Annotated in this window: 17 protein-coding genes; 7 read left to right on the top strand and 10 right to left on the bottom strand. The window is 61.3% G+C overall.

What is annotated here, in order from left to right; translation table 11 throughout:
• Positions 1-41 precede the first annotated feature (41 nt).
• The 5 genes from D8M21_RS07540 to D8M21_RS07525 form a co-directional block, all read right to left on the bottom strand.
• Positions 42-719, bottom strand: coding sequence for a TetR/AcrR family transcriptional regulator (locus D8M21_RS07540; protein ID WP_238651154.1), 678 nt, complete (start codon positions 717-719; stop codon positions 42-44).
• Between the two features lie 122 nt (positions 720-841).
• On the bottom strand, positions 842-1,006 hold the full coding sequence (locus D8M21_RS11270) for a hypothetical protein (RefSeq protein WP_153245885.1): 165 nt from the start codon (positions 1,004-1,006) through the stop codon (positions 842-844).
• 233 nt (positions 1,007-1,239) lie between these two features.
• A complete protein-coding gene (locus tag D8M21_RS07535; RefSeq protein ID WP_048679561.1) occupies positions 1,240-2,646 on the bottom strand; it encodes a class II fumarate hydratase in 1,407 nt (468 codons plus the stop codon).
• 37 nt (positions 2,647-2,683) lie between these two features.
• Positions 2,684-3,322: a carbonic anhydrase gene (locus tag D8M21_RS07530; RefSeq protein WP_048679558.1), complete on the bottom strand. Its 639-nt coding sequence runs from the start codon at positions 3,320-3,322 to the stop codon at positions 2,684-2,686.
• A gap of 72 nt (positions 3,323-3,394) precedes the next feature.
• Positions 3,395-4,099, bottom strand: a complete 705-nt coding sequence (locus tag D8M21_RS07525) for a DUF4245 domain-containing protein (RefSeq protein ID WP_161800259.1) — start codon at positions 4,097-4,099, stop codon at positions 3,395-3,397.
• Positions 4,100-4,329: 230 nt separating this feature from the next.
• On the opposite strand from D8M21_RS07525, the gene glpX reads away from it, so the two are divergent.
• A complete protein-coding gene (glpX, locus tag D8M21_RS07520) occupies positions 4,330-5,349 on the top strand; it encodes a class II fructose-bisphosphatase (protein ID WP_048680042.1) in 1,020 nt (339 codons plus the stop codon).
• Positions 5,350-5,574: 225 nt separating this feature from the next.
• Positions 5,575-7,329, top strand: a complete 1,755-nt coding sequence (locus D8M21_RS07515) for an ABC transporter ATP-binding protein (protein ID WP_048679553.1) — start codon at positions 5,575-5,577, stop codon at positions 7,327-7,329.
• A 10-nt stretch (positions 7,330-7,339) separates the two neighbouring features.
• Here the strand turns inward: D8M21_RS07515 and D8M21_RS07510 are convergent, their stop codons facing one another.
• The 4 genes from D8M21_RS07510 to D8M21_RS07495 form a co-directional block, all read right to left on the bottom strand.
• Positions 7,340-8,344, bottom strand: coding sequence for a lipid II:glycine glycyltransferase FemX (locus D8M21_RS07510; protein ID WP_048679551.1), 1,005 nt, complete (start codon positions 8,342-8,344; stop codon positions 7,340-7,342).
• 17 nt (positions 8,345-8,361) lie between these two features.
• Positions 8,362-9,990: an LCP family protein gene (locus D8M21_RS07505; RefSeq protein ID WP_053089958.1), complete on the bottom strand. Its 1,629-nt coding sequence runs from the start codon at positions 9,988-9,990 to the stop codon at positions 8,362-8,364.
• An 83-nt stretch (positions 9,991-10,073) separates the two neighbouring features.
• Positions 10,074-10,685 (bottom strand): 5-(carboxyamino)imidazole ribonucleotide mutase, encoded by a 612-nt coding sequence (purE, locus tag D8M21_RS07500; RefSeq protein ID WP_048679549.1) that lies wholly within the window; start codon positions 10,683-10,685, stop codon positions 10,074-10,076.
• A 62-nt stretch (positions 10,686-10,747) separates the two neighbouring features.
• On the bottom strand, positions 10,748-11,890 hold the full coding sequence (locus tag D8M21_RS07495; protein WP_238651197.1) for a 5-(carboxyamino)imidazole ribonucleotide synthase: 1,143 nt from the start codon (positions 11,888-11,890) through the stop codon (positions 10,748-10,750).
• Positions 11,891-12,155: 265 nt separating this feature from the next.
• Between D8M21_RS07495 and D8M21_RS07490 the strand changes: the two genes are divergently transcribed.
• Positions 12,156-12,797: a GtrA family protein gene (locus D8M21_RS07490; protein WP_065424226.1), complete on the top strand. Its 642-nt coding sequence runs from the start codon at positions 12,156-12,158 to the stop codon at positions 12,795-12,797.
• A gap of 65 nt (positions 12,798-12,862) precedes the next feature.
• On the opposite strand, the gene D8M21_RS07485 is transcribed toward D8M21_RS07490, so the two are convergent.
• A complete protein-coding gene (locus D8M21_RS07485) occupies positions 12,863-13,642 on the bottom strand; it encodes a TIGR03089 family protein (protein WP_126855765.1) in 780 nt (259 codons plus the stop codon).
• 180 nt (positions 13,643-13,822) lie between these two features.
• On the opposite strand from D8M21_RS07485, the gene D8M21_RS11565 reads away from it, so the two are divergent.
• From D8M21_RS11565 to D8M21_RS07465, 4 genes are all read left to right on the top strand, one after another.
• Positions 13,823-14,350, top strand: coding sequence for a WhiB family transcriptional regulator (locus D8M21_RS11565; protein ID WP_048679541.1), 528 nt, complete (start codon positions 13,823-13,825; stop codon positions 14,348-14,350).
• Between the two features lie 48 nt (positions 14,351-14,398).
• Positions 14,399-14,734: a DUF3499 family protein gene (locus D8M21_RS07475; RefSeq protein WP_048679537.1), complete on the top strand. Its 336-nt coding sequence runs from the start codon at positions 14,399-14,401 to the stop codon at positions 14,732-14,734.
• A gap of 84 nt (positions 14,735-14,818) precedes the next feature.
• The gene (locus D8M21_RS07470; protein WP_082156676.1) at positions 14,819-16,108 is read left to right on the top strand and encodes a L,D-transpeptidase; all 1,290 of its coding nucleotides are present in this window, start codon (positions 14,819-14,821) and stop codon (positions 16,106-16,108) included.
• 89 nt (positions 16,109-16,197) lie between these two features.
• Entirely contained in the window at positions 16,198-17,211 is a 1,014-nt protein-coding gene (locus D8M21_RS07465) for a TIGR01906 family membrane protein (protein ID WP_238651150.1), read from the top strand.
• The last annotated feature ends 30 nt before the right edge of the window (positions 17,212-17,241 follow it).

The following is a 17,241-nucleotide window of genomic DNA, read 5'->3' as shown; positions in this document are numbered from 1 at the left end:
CGTCTTTCTGGACGCGGCGCGGTCCGTTTCGGTGGATTGAGTCACGATTTCTCCTGTGCGTTGTGCTGAATCGACGTTCCGAACGGCTGAAAAGCCACGTCCATGAGTTCGTCGTACGTGTGGATGAGTCGTTCCGAGCCGTATTCGAACGGTTCGGAGTCGGTAATTCCTTCGATGTAGTGGTGGCGGATGCTTTCGACCGTTTTGAGGGCCACGAGGCGCTGACTCTCCGAGAGCCCAGGGTGGCGGCGTTTCAAAAGCTCGGAACGGTCTTGGAAATTGGCATCCGCTTTCTTGATGAAGTACTCGATGAGTTTGGGGTTGTCCTGAATGATGTGCCGGATGCGGCGCATCCGGGACGGCTGGAAGCCAACCAGCCGGGACTGCTCGACGTCGGCGTACATGCGTACCATTTCCAAAACCACGGAACATTCGGGTGTCGCATAGGTTTCGTCCAGGTACTTTTGGCGATACTCCTCGGGAAGATCTTCGGAGTCGAAGTCGAACAGGGCATCTTCTTTGCTCGAAAAGTAATTGAAGAATGTGCGGCGGGAGATTCCCGCCTTCTCTGCTGCTTCATCGACCGTGAAACCGGTGTATCCGCGTTCCTCCGCGAGGTTCAAGCACGCCTCATGGATGGAATTGCGCGTCTCTAGTCTTTTGCGCTCCCGAAGACTTTCGGCGCAGGCGCGCGGAAGGTTAGTTTCACTATCGACCACACAGTGTATTTTTGCACTCAGGCCTCTGGTGTGCAATTGCTGGCACTGTGAGCTTGGACATCTTGAGACACAAAAAGCCGCGCCGAAGAATCGGCGCGGCATCCGTCGGGTGACGTCGCGGGCTACGCGGCCATCGGGATCGAAGGCAATGCTGTTGCTGTGTACGTCAACGTGGACATTCCCATGGCCATGGTCATCTGATCCATGTCCGCGTCGCTGAACGAGAAGTCGTTCGTGTCGCGAGCTGCGTGGTGAGCAGTGTCCGTGGAGAACAAGCGGAAGATCATGATGTGGTCCTTTCGGTCGAGCCGTCAAGCAACGTCCTGCTTGATGTCTTCGACTGTACGGACCCCGCCGTTCCGGGGGAGCAGAGCTACATCTGAACTTGGGCAGAGCTGGCTCTACCCTTCACGTTCCACCGGTCTGGAGGCATGGAAGAGGGCCGACGCCGTCGTGGAATTGCGGGAAGTTCACGACGACGCCGACCCTCGAGACGTGCCGAAGCACGTGTTCGTGAAGCCTAGTGGTTACCGAGCATCTTGGTCACGTCGAGCGCTTCATCCAGCTGCTCTTCGGTCACCTCTCCGCGTTCCACATACCCCAAGGCGACGACGGCTTCGCGCACCGTCGTCTTGTGCGAGACGGAGTATTTGGCGATCTTGGCGGCAGCCTCGTAGCCGATGAGCTTATTCATGGGGGTCACGGTCGAGGGCGAGGCTTCGGCCAGGAAGCGCGCGCGCTCCTCGTTTGCCTCGAGACCCGTAATCATCTTGTCGGCCATGACACGGGACGAATTGCTCAGCAAGCGAATCGACTCGAGCAAGTTGGCAGCCATGACCGGAATGCCGACGTTGAGCTCGAAGGCGCCGTTGGTCGAAGAGAGTGCGACGGCGGTGTCGTTGCCAATGACCTGAGCGGCCACCTGAATGACGGCCTCACAGATGACCGGGTTGACCTTGCCGGGCATGATCGATGAACCGGGCTGAAGATCCGGGATGCGCAATTCGCCGAGGCCGGTATTGGGCCCGGACCCCATCCAGCGGATGTCGTTGCAGATCTTCATGAGCGAGTACGCGATGCCTCGCAGCTGGCCCGAGGCCTCGACCAATCCGTCGCGGTTGGCCTGCGCCTCAAAGTGATTCCGTGCCTCGGTAATCGGAAGGCCCGTTTCTTCGGCGAGCAACTCAATAACGCGGGCCGAGAAACCATCCGGGGTGTTGATGCCGGTCCCGACGGCCGTTCCGCCGAGCGGAACCTCCGCGACGCGGGGCAAAGCCGCGTCGATGCGCTCGATGCCGTAACGAACCTGTGCGGCGTAACCGGAAAACTCCTGGCCGAGGGTCACGGGGGTCGCGTCCATGAGGTGGGTGCGACCCGACTTCACGACGTCGGAGAATTCCTGAGCCTTCTTTTCGAGGGAGGAGGCCAGGACATCGAGGGCCGGTTTGAGGTCGTTGATCAAGGCTCCCGTCACCGCCACGTGAACCGACGTCGGGAAGACGTCGTTGGAGGACTGCGACGCGTTGACGTGGTCGTTCGGGTGAACCTCGATGCCCTTGGATTTGAGCGCACGGCTTGCGAGGGTGGCCAGCACCTCATTGGTATTCATATTGGACGAGGTTCCGGAACCGGTCTGGAAGACGTCGATCGGGAATTCGCCGTCGTGCTGATGGGCGATGACCTCATCGGCGGCGTCGCGGATGGCCTGAGCACGATCGGCGTCCAAGACGCCGAGTTCCACGTTGGCCTGGGCTGCCGCTTTTTTGACGCGGGCCAGAGCGGCGATGTGGGCAGACTCCAGTGTCTTGCCCGAAATCGGAAAGTTTTCTACGGCGCGCTGAGTTTGGGCGCGGTACAGGGCTTCGGCCGGTACTCGGACCTCGCCCATCGTGTCGTGTTCAATGCGGAATTCTGTATTTTCAGCCATGGGTTCAGTTTAGGCAACTCATGGGCTGGTTTTCCGCTTATGCGTCCAAATCGTGCGAGGAATAGACGAGTTCCGCTTTTCCCTCGTGCAAGTGGTAGAACATCCCCACCACGGCGGTGCTTCCTTCGGCGACGGCTTGAGAAATGATTTTGGACTGGTCGATCATCCGTTCGGCGGTCTGCCGGGTATTCGTGCGGACCATGTCGTTGACGTTTACCTCGGCGTCGTCGGAATTGCGCTCGGTCTCGATGACGGCGGGCATGATCTCTTCCACCAGGTTTCGCACGAACCCACCGGGCATGGTGCCGGATTCGTACGACTGCTTTGCCGCAGTGACCGCGCCGCATGAGTCGTGTCCCAGAACCACAATCAGGGGGACTCGGAGGTCCGTGATGCTGTATTCGAGGGAACCCATGGCCGCGTTTCCGAGCACCTGGCCGGCCGTCCGCACCACAAAGGTGTCACCGAGACCGAGGTCGAAGATAATCTCTGCGGCCAGCCGAGAGTCCGAACAGCCGAAGATCACGGCGAAGGGATTCTGCCCGCCGGTGAGCGATTCGCGGCGTGCCGCGTCCTGATTGGGGTGGTCGCTCGTTCCCGAGACGAACCGAGCGTTGCCCTCGGTCAGGCGTTGCCACGCTTGCTGGGGGGTGAGCTGCAGAGGTGAATTCGTCATCTGGAAGAGCTTTCGACGGGGATGGGTGAGGCCTACGCTACGGATGGCCCTGCCCTTTGATGGTAGGGCAGGTCAGTTCTGGTCGGGCGTGTGAGATGCTGAAGGACTCGCCGGTTGTGACGAATCCTTCACGGACGAGACGGCGTTTTCGGCCATGGTCGAGAATTCGTCCTTCGTGGCGTCTCCGGAGAGCACAACGGTGGTGCCCTGAATCGTCGCGACATAGGAGGTCCCGGCGGAATCGTTATCTTTACCGGGCTTGACGTGGGTTTCCCAATCCACGCCGTGAATGTCTTGGTGGCCCGTCGCCGGGGCGCCATTCGTCTTCTGCGCCGTCCAGGTGGGATTGGCCTTATTGGTTTGAGAAATCGTGATGAACCCTTGAGAGGGTGTGACGAAGCCGGTCTCCCAGAAGGGAACGCCGTCCGTCGAACCCGAGTTCCAGCGGGCGAAATTGGCATGCCAGGGTTCGTCCAAGCTTGGAGCGACCACCGGGTAGCCGGCGGCCTCGCTCGCTTCCTGGGCGGTTTTGGTCAGATCCACCTGGGGGCGATACGACTCTTTGTCGGGCCGAGGGACCAGCCAGAGAAACGGGAGCAGGATCAGCAGCAGGGCGATCATCGAGAAAACCATCGCGCGGACGGGCGTATTGATGCGCTTGGCTTGGGATTCCGTCAGTTGCGGCGTGACCGGAGTGTCCTCTCCGGCGGCGGGTTGCGCAGTAGTGGCGGTGCCGTCGGTTTGCGGATCGGAATGCTCGGGACTGGATTGGCTCACTCCGCCCATTGTGCCGCAGGCTGTGGCGGCGTCCAAGCTGGGACACCGATATCCGGGGATCTCCCACGTGATACCGAGGATGAGTTCATTCAATGTGCCGCAAATCCGTGTCACATGAATCGGAGAGTCCCTGAGCCGCGGGACGGACCAGTAAGCTGGAATCGCACCCGGCGTGCGATGCACCGTCCGGGAGACCACGCGGCGAGCGACCAAATATGCGCTGGCCGCGGATGACAACTTCGAAGGCGAGGAACTCTGTGTCGGAAGTCAACGATCAGAATAACCAGGCCGATCGCAACCTTGCGCTCGAGCTGGTTCGAGTGACCGAGGCCGCGGCCATTGCGGGCGGCAACTGGGTAGGCGCAGGAGATAAGAATTCGGCAGACGGTGCCGCGGTCGACGCGATGCGCAAGATGCTCTCCACGGTCCACTTCAACGGAACCGTGGTCATTGGTGAGGGTGAGAAGGACGAAGCCCCCATGCTCTTCAACGGCGAGGAGCTGGGCGACGGCGACGGGCCTGCTCTCGACGTCGCGGTGGACCCCGTCGACGGAACGCGCTTGACCGCTTTGGGTATGAACAATGCGCTGTCGGTCATCGCCGTGGCCGATGGCGGATCAATGTTTGACCCGTCCGCCGTGTTCTACATGGAAAAACTCGTGACCGGGCCTGAGGCTGCCGACCTGGTGGACCTCCGTCTGCCGGTCAAGCAAAATCTTCACCTGGTGGCCAAGGCCAAGCGGAAGCGCATTAACCAGCTGACCGTCTGCGTCCTGGATCGGCCCCGTCACGCCAAGTTGGTGGAGGAAATTCGGGCTACCGGCGCGCGAACCCGCATGATTCTCGACGGCGACGTCGCCGGCGCCATCGCCGCGTGTCGTCAGGGAACCGGCGTCGACGTCATGATCGGCACCGGTGGAACCCCCGAAGGCATCGTGGCCGCGTGTGCGATCAAGGCCACGGGCGGTGTGATCCAGGGACGATTGGCGCCGAAGGACGACGAAGAGAAACAGAAGGCCCTCGACGCCGGCCATGATCTGGAGGCCGTGCTCACCACCGATGAGCTCGTGACCAGCGATAACTGCTTCTTCGCGGCTACCGGTGTGACCGACGGAGACCTCTTGCGCGGCGTCCGCTACTCGGGCCCGAGCATCACGACTCAGTCGATCGTGATGCGGTCCAAGTCGGGAACCGTTCGCATGGTCGAGGCAGAACACGTCGCCTCCAAGTGGGATAAGTATCAGCGGTAACTTCGTCCCCAAGGCCCGCCAACGGCCCGGAAATGCGGTGGCTCACGCCGCGCTTCCGGGCCGTTGCGGTAAGGTCTTGTGCTCGGTGACGCCGCCAATTTTCGGCGGGGTCGTCCTGGAGAGACTTCATAGGGGGATGTTGTGGCTCGAGGCAAGGGGAGCGGGCTGTCCGTGAGGGACGATTACCGCAGACTGCGAGTCGTATTTCGATTGGTTCCGTGGCGGATGCGCTCACGCATCGTCACGATGTTCATCGCCGCTTTTGCGGCATCATTGCTAGACATGGTTGCGGTTGCGGCGATGCTGCCCCTCACGCAGGTCATCGCGGCCGGGGACGGATTACCCGGCCTGATCTCCCGATACCTTGTGCCGATCCTCGGCACGGATGACCGCAAGACCATCTTGCTCGCTTTGGCCCTCGGTGTGGGTCTCGCTTTTCTCATCAAAAATGCGGCCATCATCGTGATCCGCCGCTGGACCATTCGAGAAATCGAATATGCGCGTTCGGCAACCGAGGCGGAAGTCCTGGAGCGATACCTCGATGCCCCGTACGCCCGGCACCGTCAGCGTTCGAAAGCAGGGATGCTGCAGATACTTACCCGCGGCATCGCTCAGGTCTTTGAGAGTGTTCTTCTGGGCTACATCACGATCGCCGTGGACGGGATGACGATCGTTCTCATCCTTCTCACGATTACCGTGATGTCGCCGGTGGCCGCCTTGGCCGCAGTGGTGATTTTTGGCGGCTCGGCCTTCTTGCTCGCTCGCGTGCTCAAACCGTACTCCCTCAAACACGCGCACTCGGCGTACCTGCGGGACATGGAGGCTTTTGGATACCTCAATCCCGCGATCGAGGGTTTTCGCGAGTCCCGAATCTTTCAGCGAGAGGAATACTTCGCCGAGTCGTTCCGGAAGAACCGAGTTGAGTACGCCGGTTACCAAAGTTTCCTCCGCGTGATGGGGGAGCTGCCCAAATACCTTCTGGAGGTCGTCATGATCTTCGGGATTTTGGTCGTGGCGATCCTGCTCTTCGTCATCCGAGATCAAAACACGGCCTTTGGGCTCCTGGCGGTTTTCGCGGCCGCCGCGATGCGTGTGGTCCCGGCCTTGAACCGCGTGGTGGCCACGGTGAATCAGGTGCGTGCCGGGGCGCCGTCGTTGGCGGATGTTGCGGCGGACATCGAGGAGCTAGAAGCGGACCAGGCCAGCAGCTCCTCACGGGACGAACAGATCGTGGAGGTTCCGGACGAGGACATCGTCGTGAAGGACCTGACCTTCAGCTATTCGGATTCCCCACGGCCTGTCTTGAAGGGCGTGAACGTGACGATTCCGCGAGGCCATACCGTCGCTTTGGTGGGCACCTCAGGCGCCGGGAAAACGACCTTCGCCGATATTCTGGCGGGGCTCTATGAGCCCACCGGCGGCACGGTGACGGTGGGCGGCGTCGACATTTCCACCCATCCGAGGTCCTGGTTGAGCAACGTCGCGATGGTCTCCCAGAAGGTTTACCTCTGGGACGCGAGCGTTCGAGACCTCATCACGTTCGGCGAGCCCCGAGACATGGTCGACGACGCGTGGCTCGATGAGGTCGTTCGCCAATCCCAGCTTGAACCGCTCCTCCGTGACCTGCCGGATGGACTCGATTCGATGGTGGGAGACGCCGGTGCGCGGCTCTCGGGCGGTCAGACGCAACGCATTGGCATCGCCAGGGCGTTGTATCGGAAACCGCGAGTCCTCATTCTGGACGAGGCGACTAGCGCCCTGGACAACGAAACCGAGCACGAGATCACCGAAACCATCGAGGCTCTCCGGGGGCACATGACGGTCATCGTGATCGCCCACCGACTCTCGACCGTCAAGAATGCGGACGAGATTCTGTTCTTCGCTCGGGGACAGCTCCAGGGTCGGGGGTCGATGTCGCAGCTGAAGGACACCGAACCGGAATTCGCTCGCCTGGTGGCCCTCGGGGACCTCGGCGTCTAGGGGCGCGCCGTCAGCTCCGGGTAACGAGGGAGCGCACCGCGCCAACCGCACGTGAGGCGAGCCTCTTGGCGCGGGGAAGGCCCTTGTCCCGGAGCGCGTAGGCGGCCCGGAAGGCCCGGTAGGCGGGGAGGCTGACGGGCAGATCCCAAGTTCCCGGCGTCGTCACGGCGTAGCCGCCAAAGGACTTCTTGAATCCGGTGAATCCGGCCCACGGATGGTCCGGCTCGTCGTCGGGGGCAATTCCGAACATGTCGAAACGCTTCAAGCCTTTGGCCTTGGCATCGAGCATCATGGTGGAAACGAGCGGATTATTGGCGCTCAAGCGACGGTGCTCGAAAGACATCGAGGCGTGCGCATAGGTGCGGGTATCTTCCGAGTCGTACACCATGGCGGCACCGATGGGCTCTCCTTCGACGCGGATCAGGTAGACCGAGGCTGCGTCCAGCGGGAAAAGGGACTTTGCCGCTTGGGTGAGGTAGGCGTCCTGCTGGCGATTGAATCCCACGCGCTCGGCGGTTTGATGGAGGTATTTCAGCAAGACCGCGACGTCGGCGGGGTCGTGAGACTCTTCGAAGGTCACGCCCTTTTTGTGGATATTCCGGTGAAGGTTCCGGTTGGTGGATTTCATCCCCTGGAGCAGAGCGTCCTCGTCCTGTGTGAGGTCAACCATCCACGTGTGGCTGGGCTGAATTTGGCGTTGTGCCAAGAACATGCCGCGGCTGGTGAGGTCATCCACCGGATCTACTCCCTTCGGGAACATCTCCGGGGAGGCCGGCTCAACGCGCACGAAGAGGCACTTCTTGCGGGCCGCGAGCCTCTTGAGGTCGTCCAGTGCCCGAGTGAAGGCCTGAGCCGATTCCGCGACGGGGCCATAGGGGCAGTAAAGATATTTGCCCGCTCGACCGCCTTCAACGATCGCGAGGTAGGAATATCCATCGCCGGTGTGCTGGATGACGTCGTGTCCGAGGTCGCGCTGAAAGGTGGCCCATGCTTCTGACTGCAGAATCGTGCTCATTCTCTCCATCCTAAGACCTAGGGGACCGAACAGGTGCCGTTCTCGGTGAGCTCGGCCGTGAGCTGGACGTCGACCGAGGGGGCCGTGGCCTTGGCGGTATCAGTCTGTGCGGCCGTGACGCCGAGCGGTTGCAGGAGCGACATCGGGGAGACGGCGGACACCGGGGCCACTCCCGCACCGGACCCAGCGGCCTGGGGGCTGTTGCCCGCGTTGGTGTCCGGGGTTTTCCCGTCCTTCGAGTCGCTGATGACCTTGGAAACGGAGGAGTGGAACTGGTCGAAGTCTGGGTAGGTCGGGAAGGAATCTGGGAAATAGGGCGGCGCCATGCCGTACTGGATCAACGAGTGATCCTTCGACTTGATGCCAAGATCGACGAAGCTCGACAGCTGCTTTTCCGGGATGTCGGTTTCGATGATCTTCTGCCCAGCGTTCGAAATGTCCTGGAACCGAGTCAGCACCGTGGCTGGATCGAGTTGTTTGAGCATCGCGGATTGGACGCACCTCTGGCGGGCCTCGCGGTCATAATCAGAGGCACCTTCGCGGGAGCGTCCGTACCACAGCGCATGGTAGCCATCCAGGTGCTGTTCGCCCGGTTCGATATATCCGTCGATGGGATTCTTTTCGCCGGTGATCTCGTTGTGGCCACCACCGATCGGGACTCGACCTCCGACCTTGATGTCGATGCCGCCCATGGCATCAATGAGGTTGGCGAAACCGTCCATGTCCACCAGGACGTAGGCCTGGATCGGCAAACCGGTGATTCCCTCGGCCGCGTCCTTCATGGCCTCGGCACCGGGATCTGCGGCATTGGGGTAGAGGTCCTTGTGGTTATTGGCGACGTCGGGGTACAGAGCATTCAGAATGCATTCGTCCCCGCAGTTGAAGCCGTCCGGGTACACCTTCCACAGGGGTGAGTCCTTGGAGAACTGGGCGTTCTGAGTATTGCGAGGCAACGAGATGGTGACGGCTTGGCCAGTCTTGGCGTCCACGCTGAAGACCGTCATGGAATCCGGGCGCCGCCCGACGCGGTCGCTACCGGCATCTCCGCCCATCAGCAGGAAGTTGTATCGGCCGTCGACGGGCTTGACCTTGCCACCCGAGGCAAAGATATTGCTGACGGCACCGCGTCCTACTCCCACCAGGTAGGCGGAATATCCCACGCCACCGGCGGTCACGAATAATAAGACCACGAAACCGATGATGACGGCCGGCCGCATCCCCTTGGCGAGGAGTACAGGACGGATCAGCCGGAGGGTGTCGAAAAAGAGGAAGGCCCAAAAAAGCGCGAGCGCAATGAGGACGATGACCAACACCATCGACATGAATTGACCGGTGAACAGCTCAATGACCCACGCACGGTGGATCAGGGTCACCAGCAACAGCAGAATGATCAGCGCCCAGACGGTGAGCGTGACGGTCAGGCCGATGCGCCCGAGCTTGCGATGCCCCGCGACCAACTGTGCGGATCCGGGGATCAGGGTGGTTAACACCAGCAACAACCAGGCGCGTTTGGTTCGCGTGACGGAACCTCCTGCACGTGGATTCCTCAGGGGATCCGTCATGCGGGTGCTACCGATGCCGTCATCGAGTCCGCGTGCGGCCTCGATGTGATCGGGATGGTCCTGGTTGCTGCGGGGAGTAGTCATGATCGAGCTCGATCCTACCGTCTGACGTGCACATTTACCCGGAAATAGAGATAACCACGCGGGGAAGTCTGGTCCGTTTCAGCTTACGGAGCGTAGCCGCCTGTGGGCCCATCCGTGGCCGGTGTGGCGCTCATGGGCGAGACCGAACTTTCATCGGTGTCCTGCGCTTTGCGCGCCGCGACCTTCGCGCTCAAGGCGGCGCCCTTGTCTCTCGCGGCCTCCCCAAGGTTCTGGGCAAAGTTGGAAAGGTCCCGGCGAATTTCCTCGCCCTCGTGTGTCGAGGCTGCTCCGAGAATGCGCGCCGCCAGTAGCCCGGCGTTTCGTGCGCCATTGATGGACACCGTGGCGACCGGAACCCCCGCGGGCATCTGAACGATCGACAACAGTGAATCCATGCCGTCCAGTGTCTTGAGCTGAACCGGCACACCGATCACGGGCAATACGGTCACCGAGGCCAGCATGCCGGGTAGGTGGGCGGCTCCTCCCGCGCCGGCGATGATGACGCGCAGGCCGCGAGCTTCGGCCTGCTTGCCGTACTCGATCATTTCCTCAGGCATCCGATGCGCCGAAACCACGCGTGCTTCGTAGGAGATGCCGAATTCGTCGAGAACGTCGGCCGCCGCTTCCAGGGTGGGCCAGTCCGAATCCGATCCCATGACGAGGCCAACCATCGGTGCTTCCTGCGTGGGGCTCATGTGTACTCCTTCGTGAGAGGGGAGGCTGGTTTGTCTCGACCGCCTCGTAAACGACGGTGGTGTTAGTCCAGTTCTGGAGTGGGATAGTCACGAATACCGTCCGCAGCGCCGCGAGCGATGGCTCGTAACTCCTCAACGTCGGCAATGTCGCCCGTGACGTTGACATGCCCGACCTTTCGGTCCGGCCGCACAGATTTTCCGTACGTGTGGATCTTGGCTCGGGGATACTCCGACATGACACTGGGGTAGGCCGCGAAGAGATTGGGGTTTGAACCGCCCAAGAAATTTTTCATGACGGTCGCGGGGGCCACTCGCTCGGTGGATCCAAGGGGGAGATCCAGAACAGCCCGAAGATGCTGCTCGAATTGGCTGGTCACCGAACCGTCTTGGGTCCAGTGCCCGGAATTGTGGGGGCGCATCGCCAATTCATTGACGAGGAATCCTTGACCGCGACCGGGCGTCTCGAAGAGTTCGGCGGCCATCACGCCGGTGACACCGAGCTCGTCGGCCAGGCGTTTTGCGGCGTCGGTCGCTGCGGCCGAGATGTCTTCGCTCAAGTTCGGGGCCGGGACGATCACTTCGTCACAGACCGAATTCACCTGAATGGATTCCGCGACATCCCAGGCCCGGATATGTCCACTTGGACGCCGAGCAACCAGCGCCGACAATTCGCGGGAAAAGTCGACCTTCTCTTCTGCGAGGAGGGCTGCCTCGTTCCAGCCGGCGTCTACTGCTCGTTGGAACCAGGAAGCAACCTCGTCCGAATCAACCTCGTAGGATTCGACGAGCATCACGCCTTTTCCGTCGTAGCCGCCACGCGGAGTTTTGAGTACCACCGGCCATCCCGCGGACTCACCGAATTCCCGCAACTCTTCGGGGGACGTGACGGCGGCCCACCGAGGATTTGGCAGGCCGAGTCTGTCCACGGCCCGGCGCATTTCGATCTTGTCTTGCGCATGAATCAAGGCGTTGGGTCCCGGGTGCACGGAAACGCCGTCGGCCAAAAGCGCCCTCAGATGTTCGGTCGGGACGTGTTCGTGATCGAACGTGACGACGTCGACGCCCTCGGCAAAGTCGCGGAGGGTCGTGAGGTCGGTGTAGTCGCCGACGGGAGAGGTCGGGACGACGGCCGCAGCGCACGCTCCGGGGGATTCCGCGAGGACACGCAGCTCGATTCCGAGTTCGCTGGCAACGGGGGCCATCATGCGGGCGAGCTGCCCGCCGCCGATGACGCCGACAATGGGACCGGTACTAGGAAAGTTCACAGGTCCAGGCTACCTGGTGCGCCGGATCGAGGTGACGTATGAGTCATTTTCCTGCGCGGTAATTGACGACGCCGCAGGTAGACTCACCGTGAGCCGAGGGAGTCGCCGTCTGACGGTGGGCCCCGTACAACAACATGGTGGGTATTCCGAGCCTGGAAACCCGTCGGTGTTGTGGCCTTTTTGCCCCCAAACCTGTGGAGTCTGTGTGTCGCCCATTGCTGAGAAAGTCCGTGGACTGTGGGACCTATTCCTGAAGGAAGTCCTCAAGTTCGGGATTGTTGGCGCTTTGGCGTTCGTCGTCAACGCCGGAGTCACGCTACTTCTGATGAATACGGTCTTCGAGGCGGAAGGCCACGTCAAAGCGAAGTTTATTGCGGGCGTCGTCGCGACCCTTTTCTCGTGGATCGTCAATCGGCTCTGGACCTTCCGCGACAAGCGCCAGGAGAATAAACTCCGCGAGGCTATCCAGTTTGCCGTCGTGAACCTCATCGGCATCGGCGTGGAGTCCGGGTGCGTGCTGTTCACCTTCTATGTCTTGGGCATGACCTCGAAGGAAGCATCCTTCATTTCGGGCACGATCATCGGCACCATCTTGGGGACAATCGTGCGGTACTTCGCTTACCGTTTCTGGGTGTACGGGGACGAGTCCAAGTCAAAGGCAGCGGTATCCGAAGACAACCTGACCCGGGAAGAGCGTGTGGGGCGTTTCGTGACCGAAGCGACCGAAATCGTCACCGGTTCGTTGGATGCACGAGAAGTCTCGCGCCGCTCTCGAGGGGCGGGTCACGGACGTCCCGAGGACTCGGAGCGCGGAACCCATCACGACGCCGGCCGCTACGACTCTTAAAGCCTCGCACCTGCACGCGGGGTGGTCGCCCTCGTGGACTCCGCCTGCACGTGCCCGGCGTGGACCTATCGAGGCCCTGACACCGAACGAGTGGCGCGCTCGTCGCGGGTGATGGACTCCATGCGCTCCTCGTTCGAGGCCACGGAGCCGTCTACCAGAACGAGAGTGTGACCACTTGCCATGACGCCGCAACACCAGGCGAGGAAGTCTGCCGTCAGGTTCTCTGTGGGGGCGGTCAGAGCGATCCCTTGTTCGCGCACGTCGTGAAGATCGTCGGCCCAATGTGCAGCTCGCTGGAGCCAGCTGCGAAGGGTCCATTCCGACTCCTTCGCCTCGTCTGAGGAGTCGCTCACCACGTGGGACGACGGCACGGAATCCAGGGGATCAAAAACATCCCCAAAGCTCCGAATCTCGGCGCAATAGTCGACGGAACCCTCCGGGAAATCCTGCGCGTCGCCGTCGTACGCCATGGCGAGTGCGGAGCGTCCCATATAGATCGCGACCTCGGCCCGTTCGGCGGCCGAATCGTGGTCAAATCCGAGCCAGAACGCCGAATCTTCCCGAGTGCTCAAGCGGCACCCAGCGCGCAGTGCGCCCAAGGCCGCCGCGATGGACCGCCAATGCGGGGGAGCATGGAGGGTCAGCACGTCTCCGTGGGCGGCATCGAGCTCATCGACGAAAAGATTCGCGGATTTGGCAATCCAATTCTCCAAAACCTTGCCCGAGAGTTCGACCCGCTCACCGTTGAGTCCGTACCACACGATGGCCGGTTGGGATGAGGAAGCGAGCGCACGCGAAAAGGTTTCAAGATTGGCCCAGCTTGAGGCGGTGGCGAATTGGCTCATGAACCGAGTCTAACTGGGGTTGAGACGCACGTGACACGCCGAATAACGTGCAAATTGGCGTGAATGCTTGACATTTGAATCACACTGCCGCTTGACGTGAGGTGATTACACGGATGTAATTATGAGTGGAATTTTCCACGAAACCGATGCGCATCTTGGGGGCGCAAGGAAAGGACGAGCATGGGCGAAGCAGTGCGGCACCGAAGCACATCACCCACTTCCGAGGGGAGGACGGGTGTTCGCCAGACCGTTCCGGCCGACTGGTACGTCGATCCCGCGGACCCGCAAGGCGCTCACCCTCATTCGGCACAGAGCCTGGAAGACCAGGCGACCGCACTACTGGCCGTGGCTGACGATACCTCGAAACGTTCCGAAGTATCGAGTGAAACTTCCGAAAACCATCGCGTCGATCTGTTTTCCTCCGACCCTGACGTCCTCAAAATGTGGCAGGCGGCCGCCGGTCAGTACGGCACGGACGACGACGAGGGCGAACTGGCGTGGCAAGCCGATGCCTTGTGCGCCCAAACAGATCCTGAAGCATTCTTCCCGGAAAAGGGAGGCTCAACGCGAGATGCTAAGCGCGTGTGCTCCGAGTGCCCGGTGAGCCAGGCATGCCTGGACTATGCGCTGGCTCGGGACGAGCGCTTCGGCATTTGGGGCGGCCTGTCCGAACGCGAACGTCGCCGGTTGCGTAAGCGCGCCAGCTAACGTTGATTCATCCCGCTCCCAGGTGGGGCGGGTAGCATCTGGATTCCCATGACTGAGAACTTTCGTATGTGCTCGCGCATGATGTGTCAGCGCGAGGCAACTTACACCTTGACGTACGCCTACTCCGAGTCCACGGTGGTGATCGGGCCGCTAGCGACTCGTGTTGAGCCCCACGCCTATGACATGTGCGCGACGCACGCGATGCGTCTGACGGCACCCCGGGGATGGGATATTGTGCGGTTAGACATCGACGATTCTCCTCATTCGTCGATGGGGGACGAAGCTCACCCCTCCGTCGGTTCGACGGCGGGTGAGGACCATCCGGATATTCCGGATAACGTGAGGACGCTCCACTTTATGCGCGGGCTGGATCCGCGCGCCTAAAAATCATTCAGGACGACCGTGCAAGGGAACGCGGTCGCCCTATATTCCGAGCCTCGGAAGGAAACCACAATTTTGGCTGACTCTATGTCGAGAAACCGTCACGAACAGGGCGTTCAGGGGTTTGATGGAAACCCCGCAGAGGGCGGAGCGACGAATCGGATGATGAGCCGTCGCAAGGCCGTCGCTGGCGGTGCTCTGGGAATCTTCTCGGCGGCATTCCTCTCGGCGTGTTCGAATGACTCCGGTAACTCCGGTTCGTCACAAAGCGCCTCGTCCTCTTCCTCCTCGGGATCGGCGTCTGCCAAGCCCTTCGAGCCGAAGGTGACGGTTACGCCGGCTGCCGATGCCCAAGAAGTTAATCCCGTGGCCCCGGTGACCGTGACCACCCAGCAGGGCAAGATGTCCAAGGTCTCCGTCGAGGGCGGAAATGACCCCGTGAAGGGCAACATCTCCGAGGACGGACTGACGTGGACCTCCGAAGGCCCCCTGGATTTCGATACCTCGTACACGGTCAAGTACACCGTCACCGAGGGCAAATCCTCGAAGGACGGGGAGAGCACCTTTACGACCGTCGTGGCGGCCAACGAAGCCGATGCCAAGATCAATGTTCAACAGGGCAAGACGTACGGCACGGGCCAGGTCATCGAATTCAATTTTTCTGAACCGGTGGTTAACCGCGCAGAGATCGAAAAGGCGATCACCGTGACGGGCGGCGGCATGGGACCCGGTCGGTTCCGGTGGTACAAGGACACCATGGTCCGTTACCGACCGGAGGACCTGTGGGCGCCCAATTCGGAGATCACCATCGAGGCGAACCTTCTGGGCAAGGACCTTGGCAACGGCCAAATCGGAAACCAGAATTACCAGGTCACGTTCAAGACCGGCGACAAGCACTATGCCTACGTGGATAACAACACCAAGAAGATGACGATGTACGTCAACGACCGCAAGGTGCGCGAGGCATTGGTGACCTTGGGCGACCCGGAGTGGCCGTCGGTAACGGGCAAGCTCGTCATCATGGAGCAGTCCAAGAAATACAAGTTTGACGCGTCAACCCTCGGCATCAAGAAGGGTGACCCGCACTGGTATGAGACCTTCGAGGCGACGAACACGAACCGCCTGACGAGCAGCGGTGCCTTCGTTCACCAAGCGGAGCCGTCAGCGTACGCGTACGTGGGCGTCGCGAATATCTCTCACGGGTGCATTGGCCTGTTGCCGGATGACGCGGAATACTTCTTCGACACGTTCATGGTTGGCGACGTCGTGGAAACGGAAAATACCGGCTATGGCCAAGCCGACCCGGATAACGGGTATGGTGACTGGAATATCCCGTGGGAGCACTACACGGACACGAAGTGGAAGGGTAACTGGTAAACCCATAACCAGTACGCCACTCTGGTCTTTCAAAGGGGCCGTGATGTCCCGTGGGGGAACCCGTGGTCGCATACCGAGTGAGGAGAAGTATGTCCGTCCCATCCCGTCCCGATGATCACGAGGCTCCATGGGCGGATTCTCCCCGCCAGGAGTGGGACTCTTTGGTGCCGGCCGTTGCCCCGCAGGAGCGGCAGCAGCGTGACGACCGGCCTCGCGGCGGGGCGAGTGTACGGAATCCCGCCGCCGAGGATGTGGCGACAGCAGGAGCCACCCCTTCTTCTGACTCTGGCACCACCGGACGGCGCTCTGAACCCGAAACAAGTTCTCGGGACGGGGAGCGGGGGAGCCGTCGGGTCACGGCGAGGGAGGACGCTCTCGAAGATCGTCCCAGGGCCCTCGGGCTCCGGCGTTGCCTGATGACCGTGGCGGTTCCGCTCGTGACACTGATGCTGGGTATCCGGCTCGTGGCCACCCCGGCGTTCCTGTGGTTCGAATACCACCGCCCCGGTTTTCCCACAGACTCCTTCGGGTTCACCACCGATGACCGGATGACCTTCGGCTCCTACGGACTGAATTACATCCTGAACTTTGCTCCCTCGCGCTACCTGAGCGACGTCGTCACTCCGCGCGGCGAAACCGTGTTCCTGCCGACCGAAGTTCAGCACATGACCGACGTCAAGCACGTCATGTTGTGGTCGATGCTGGCCGTCGGGGTCGTGGCGTTGGTGGCGCTCCTGAGCTCGATGGGATTGCGGCGTCGTGCCCCCGGAGCGATCCGTAAGAGTCTATTCCTGGGGGCCTGGCTCACCCTCGCGCTCCTGGTGGTCCTCGCCGTCATGGCGCTCCTTGGGTGGGAGGCCTTTTTCACCACGTTCCACGAGATCTTCTTCTCCGGAGGAAACTGGGCCTTCCGCGAATCGGACAGCTTGATTCGGTTGTATCCCGAAACATTCTGGGTGGATTCCGCCGTGGTGGTCGCCGGTGTGGCCGTTCTGATCAGTGCCATTCTTCTGATCCTGACGTGGCCCACCGCGGGACGTCGTCAACGCGCGTTGAAGCGTATCCACGAACGACAAGAGCTTCGGGACCGACTTAGCGCGTGAGGCACATTGAGGCCGCGCTGTAACTTCACC

It is taken from the genome of Kocuria sp. HSID16901, from assembly GCF_003989425.1.
Classification (GTDB): Bacteria; Actinomycetota; Actinomycetes; order Actinomycetales; family Micrococcaceae; genus Rothia; species Rothia massiliensis.
The sequence above is the reverse complement of the archived record's forward strand: the minus strand, read 5'-3'. Positions and strand labels throughout refer to the sequence as shown.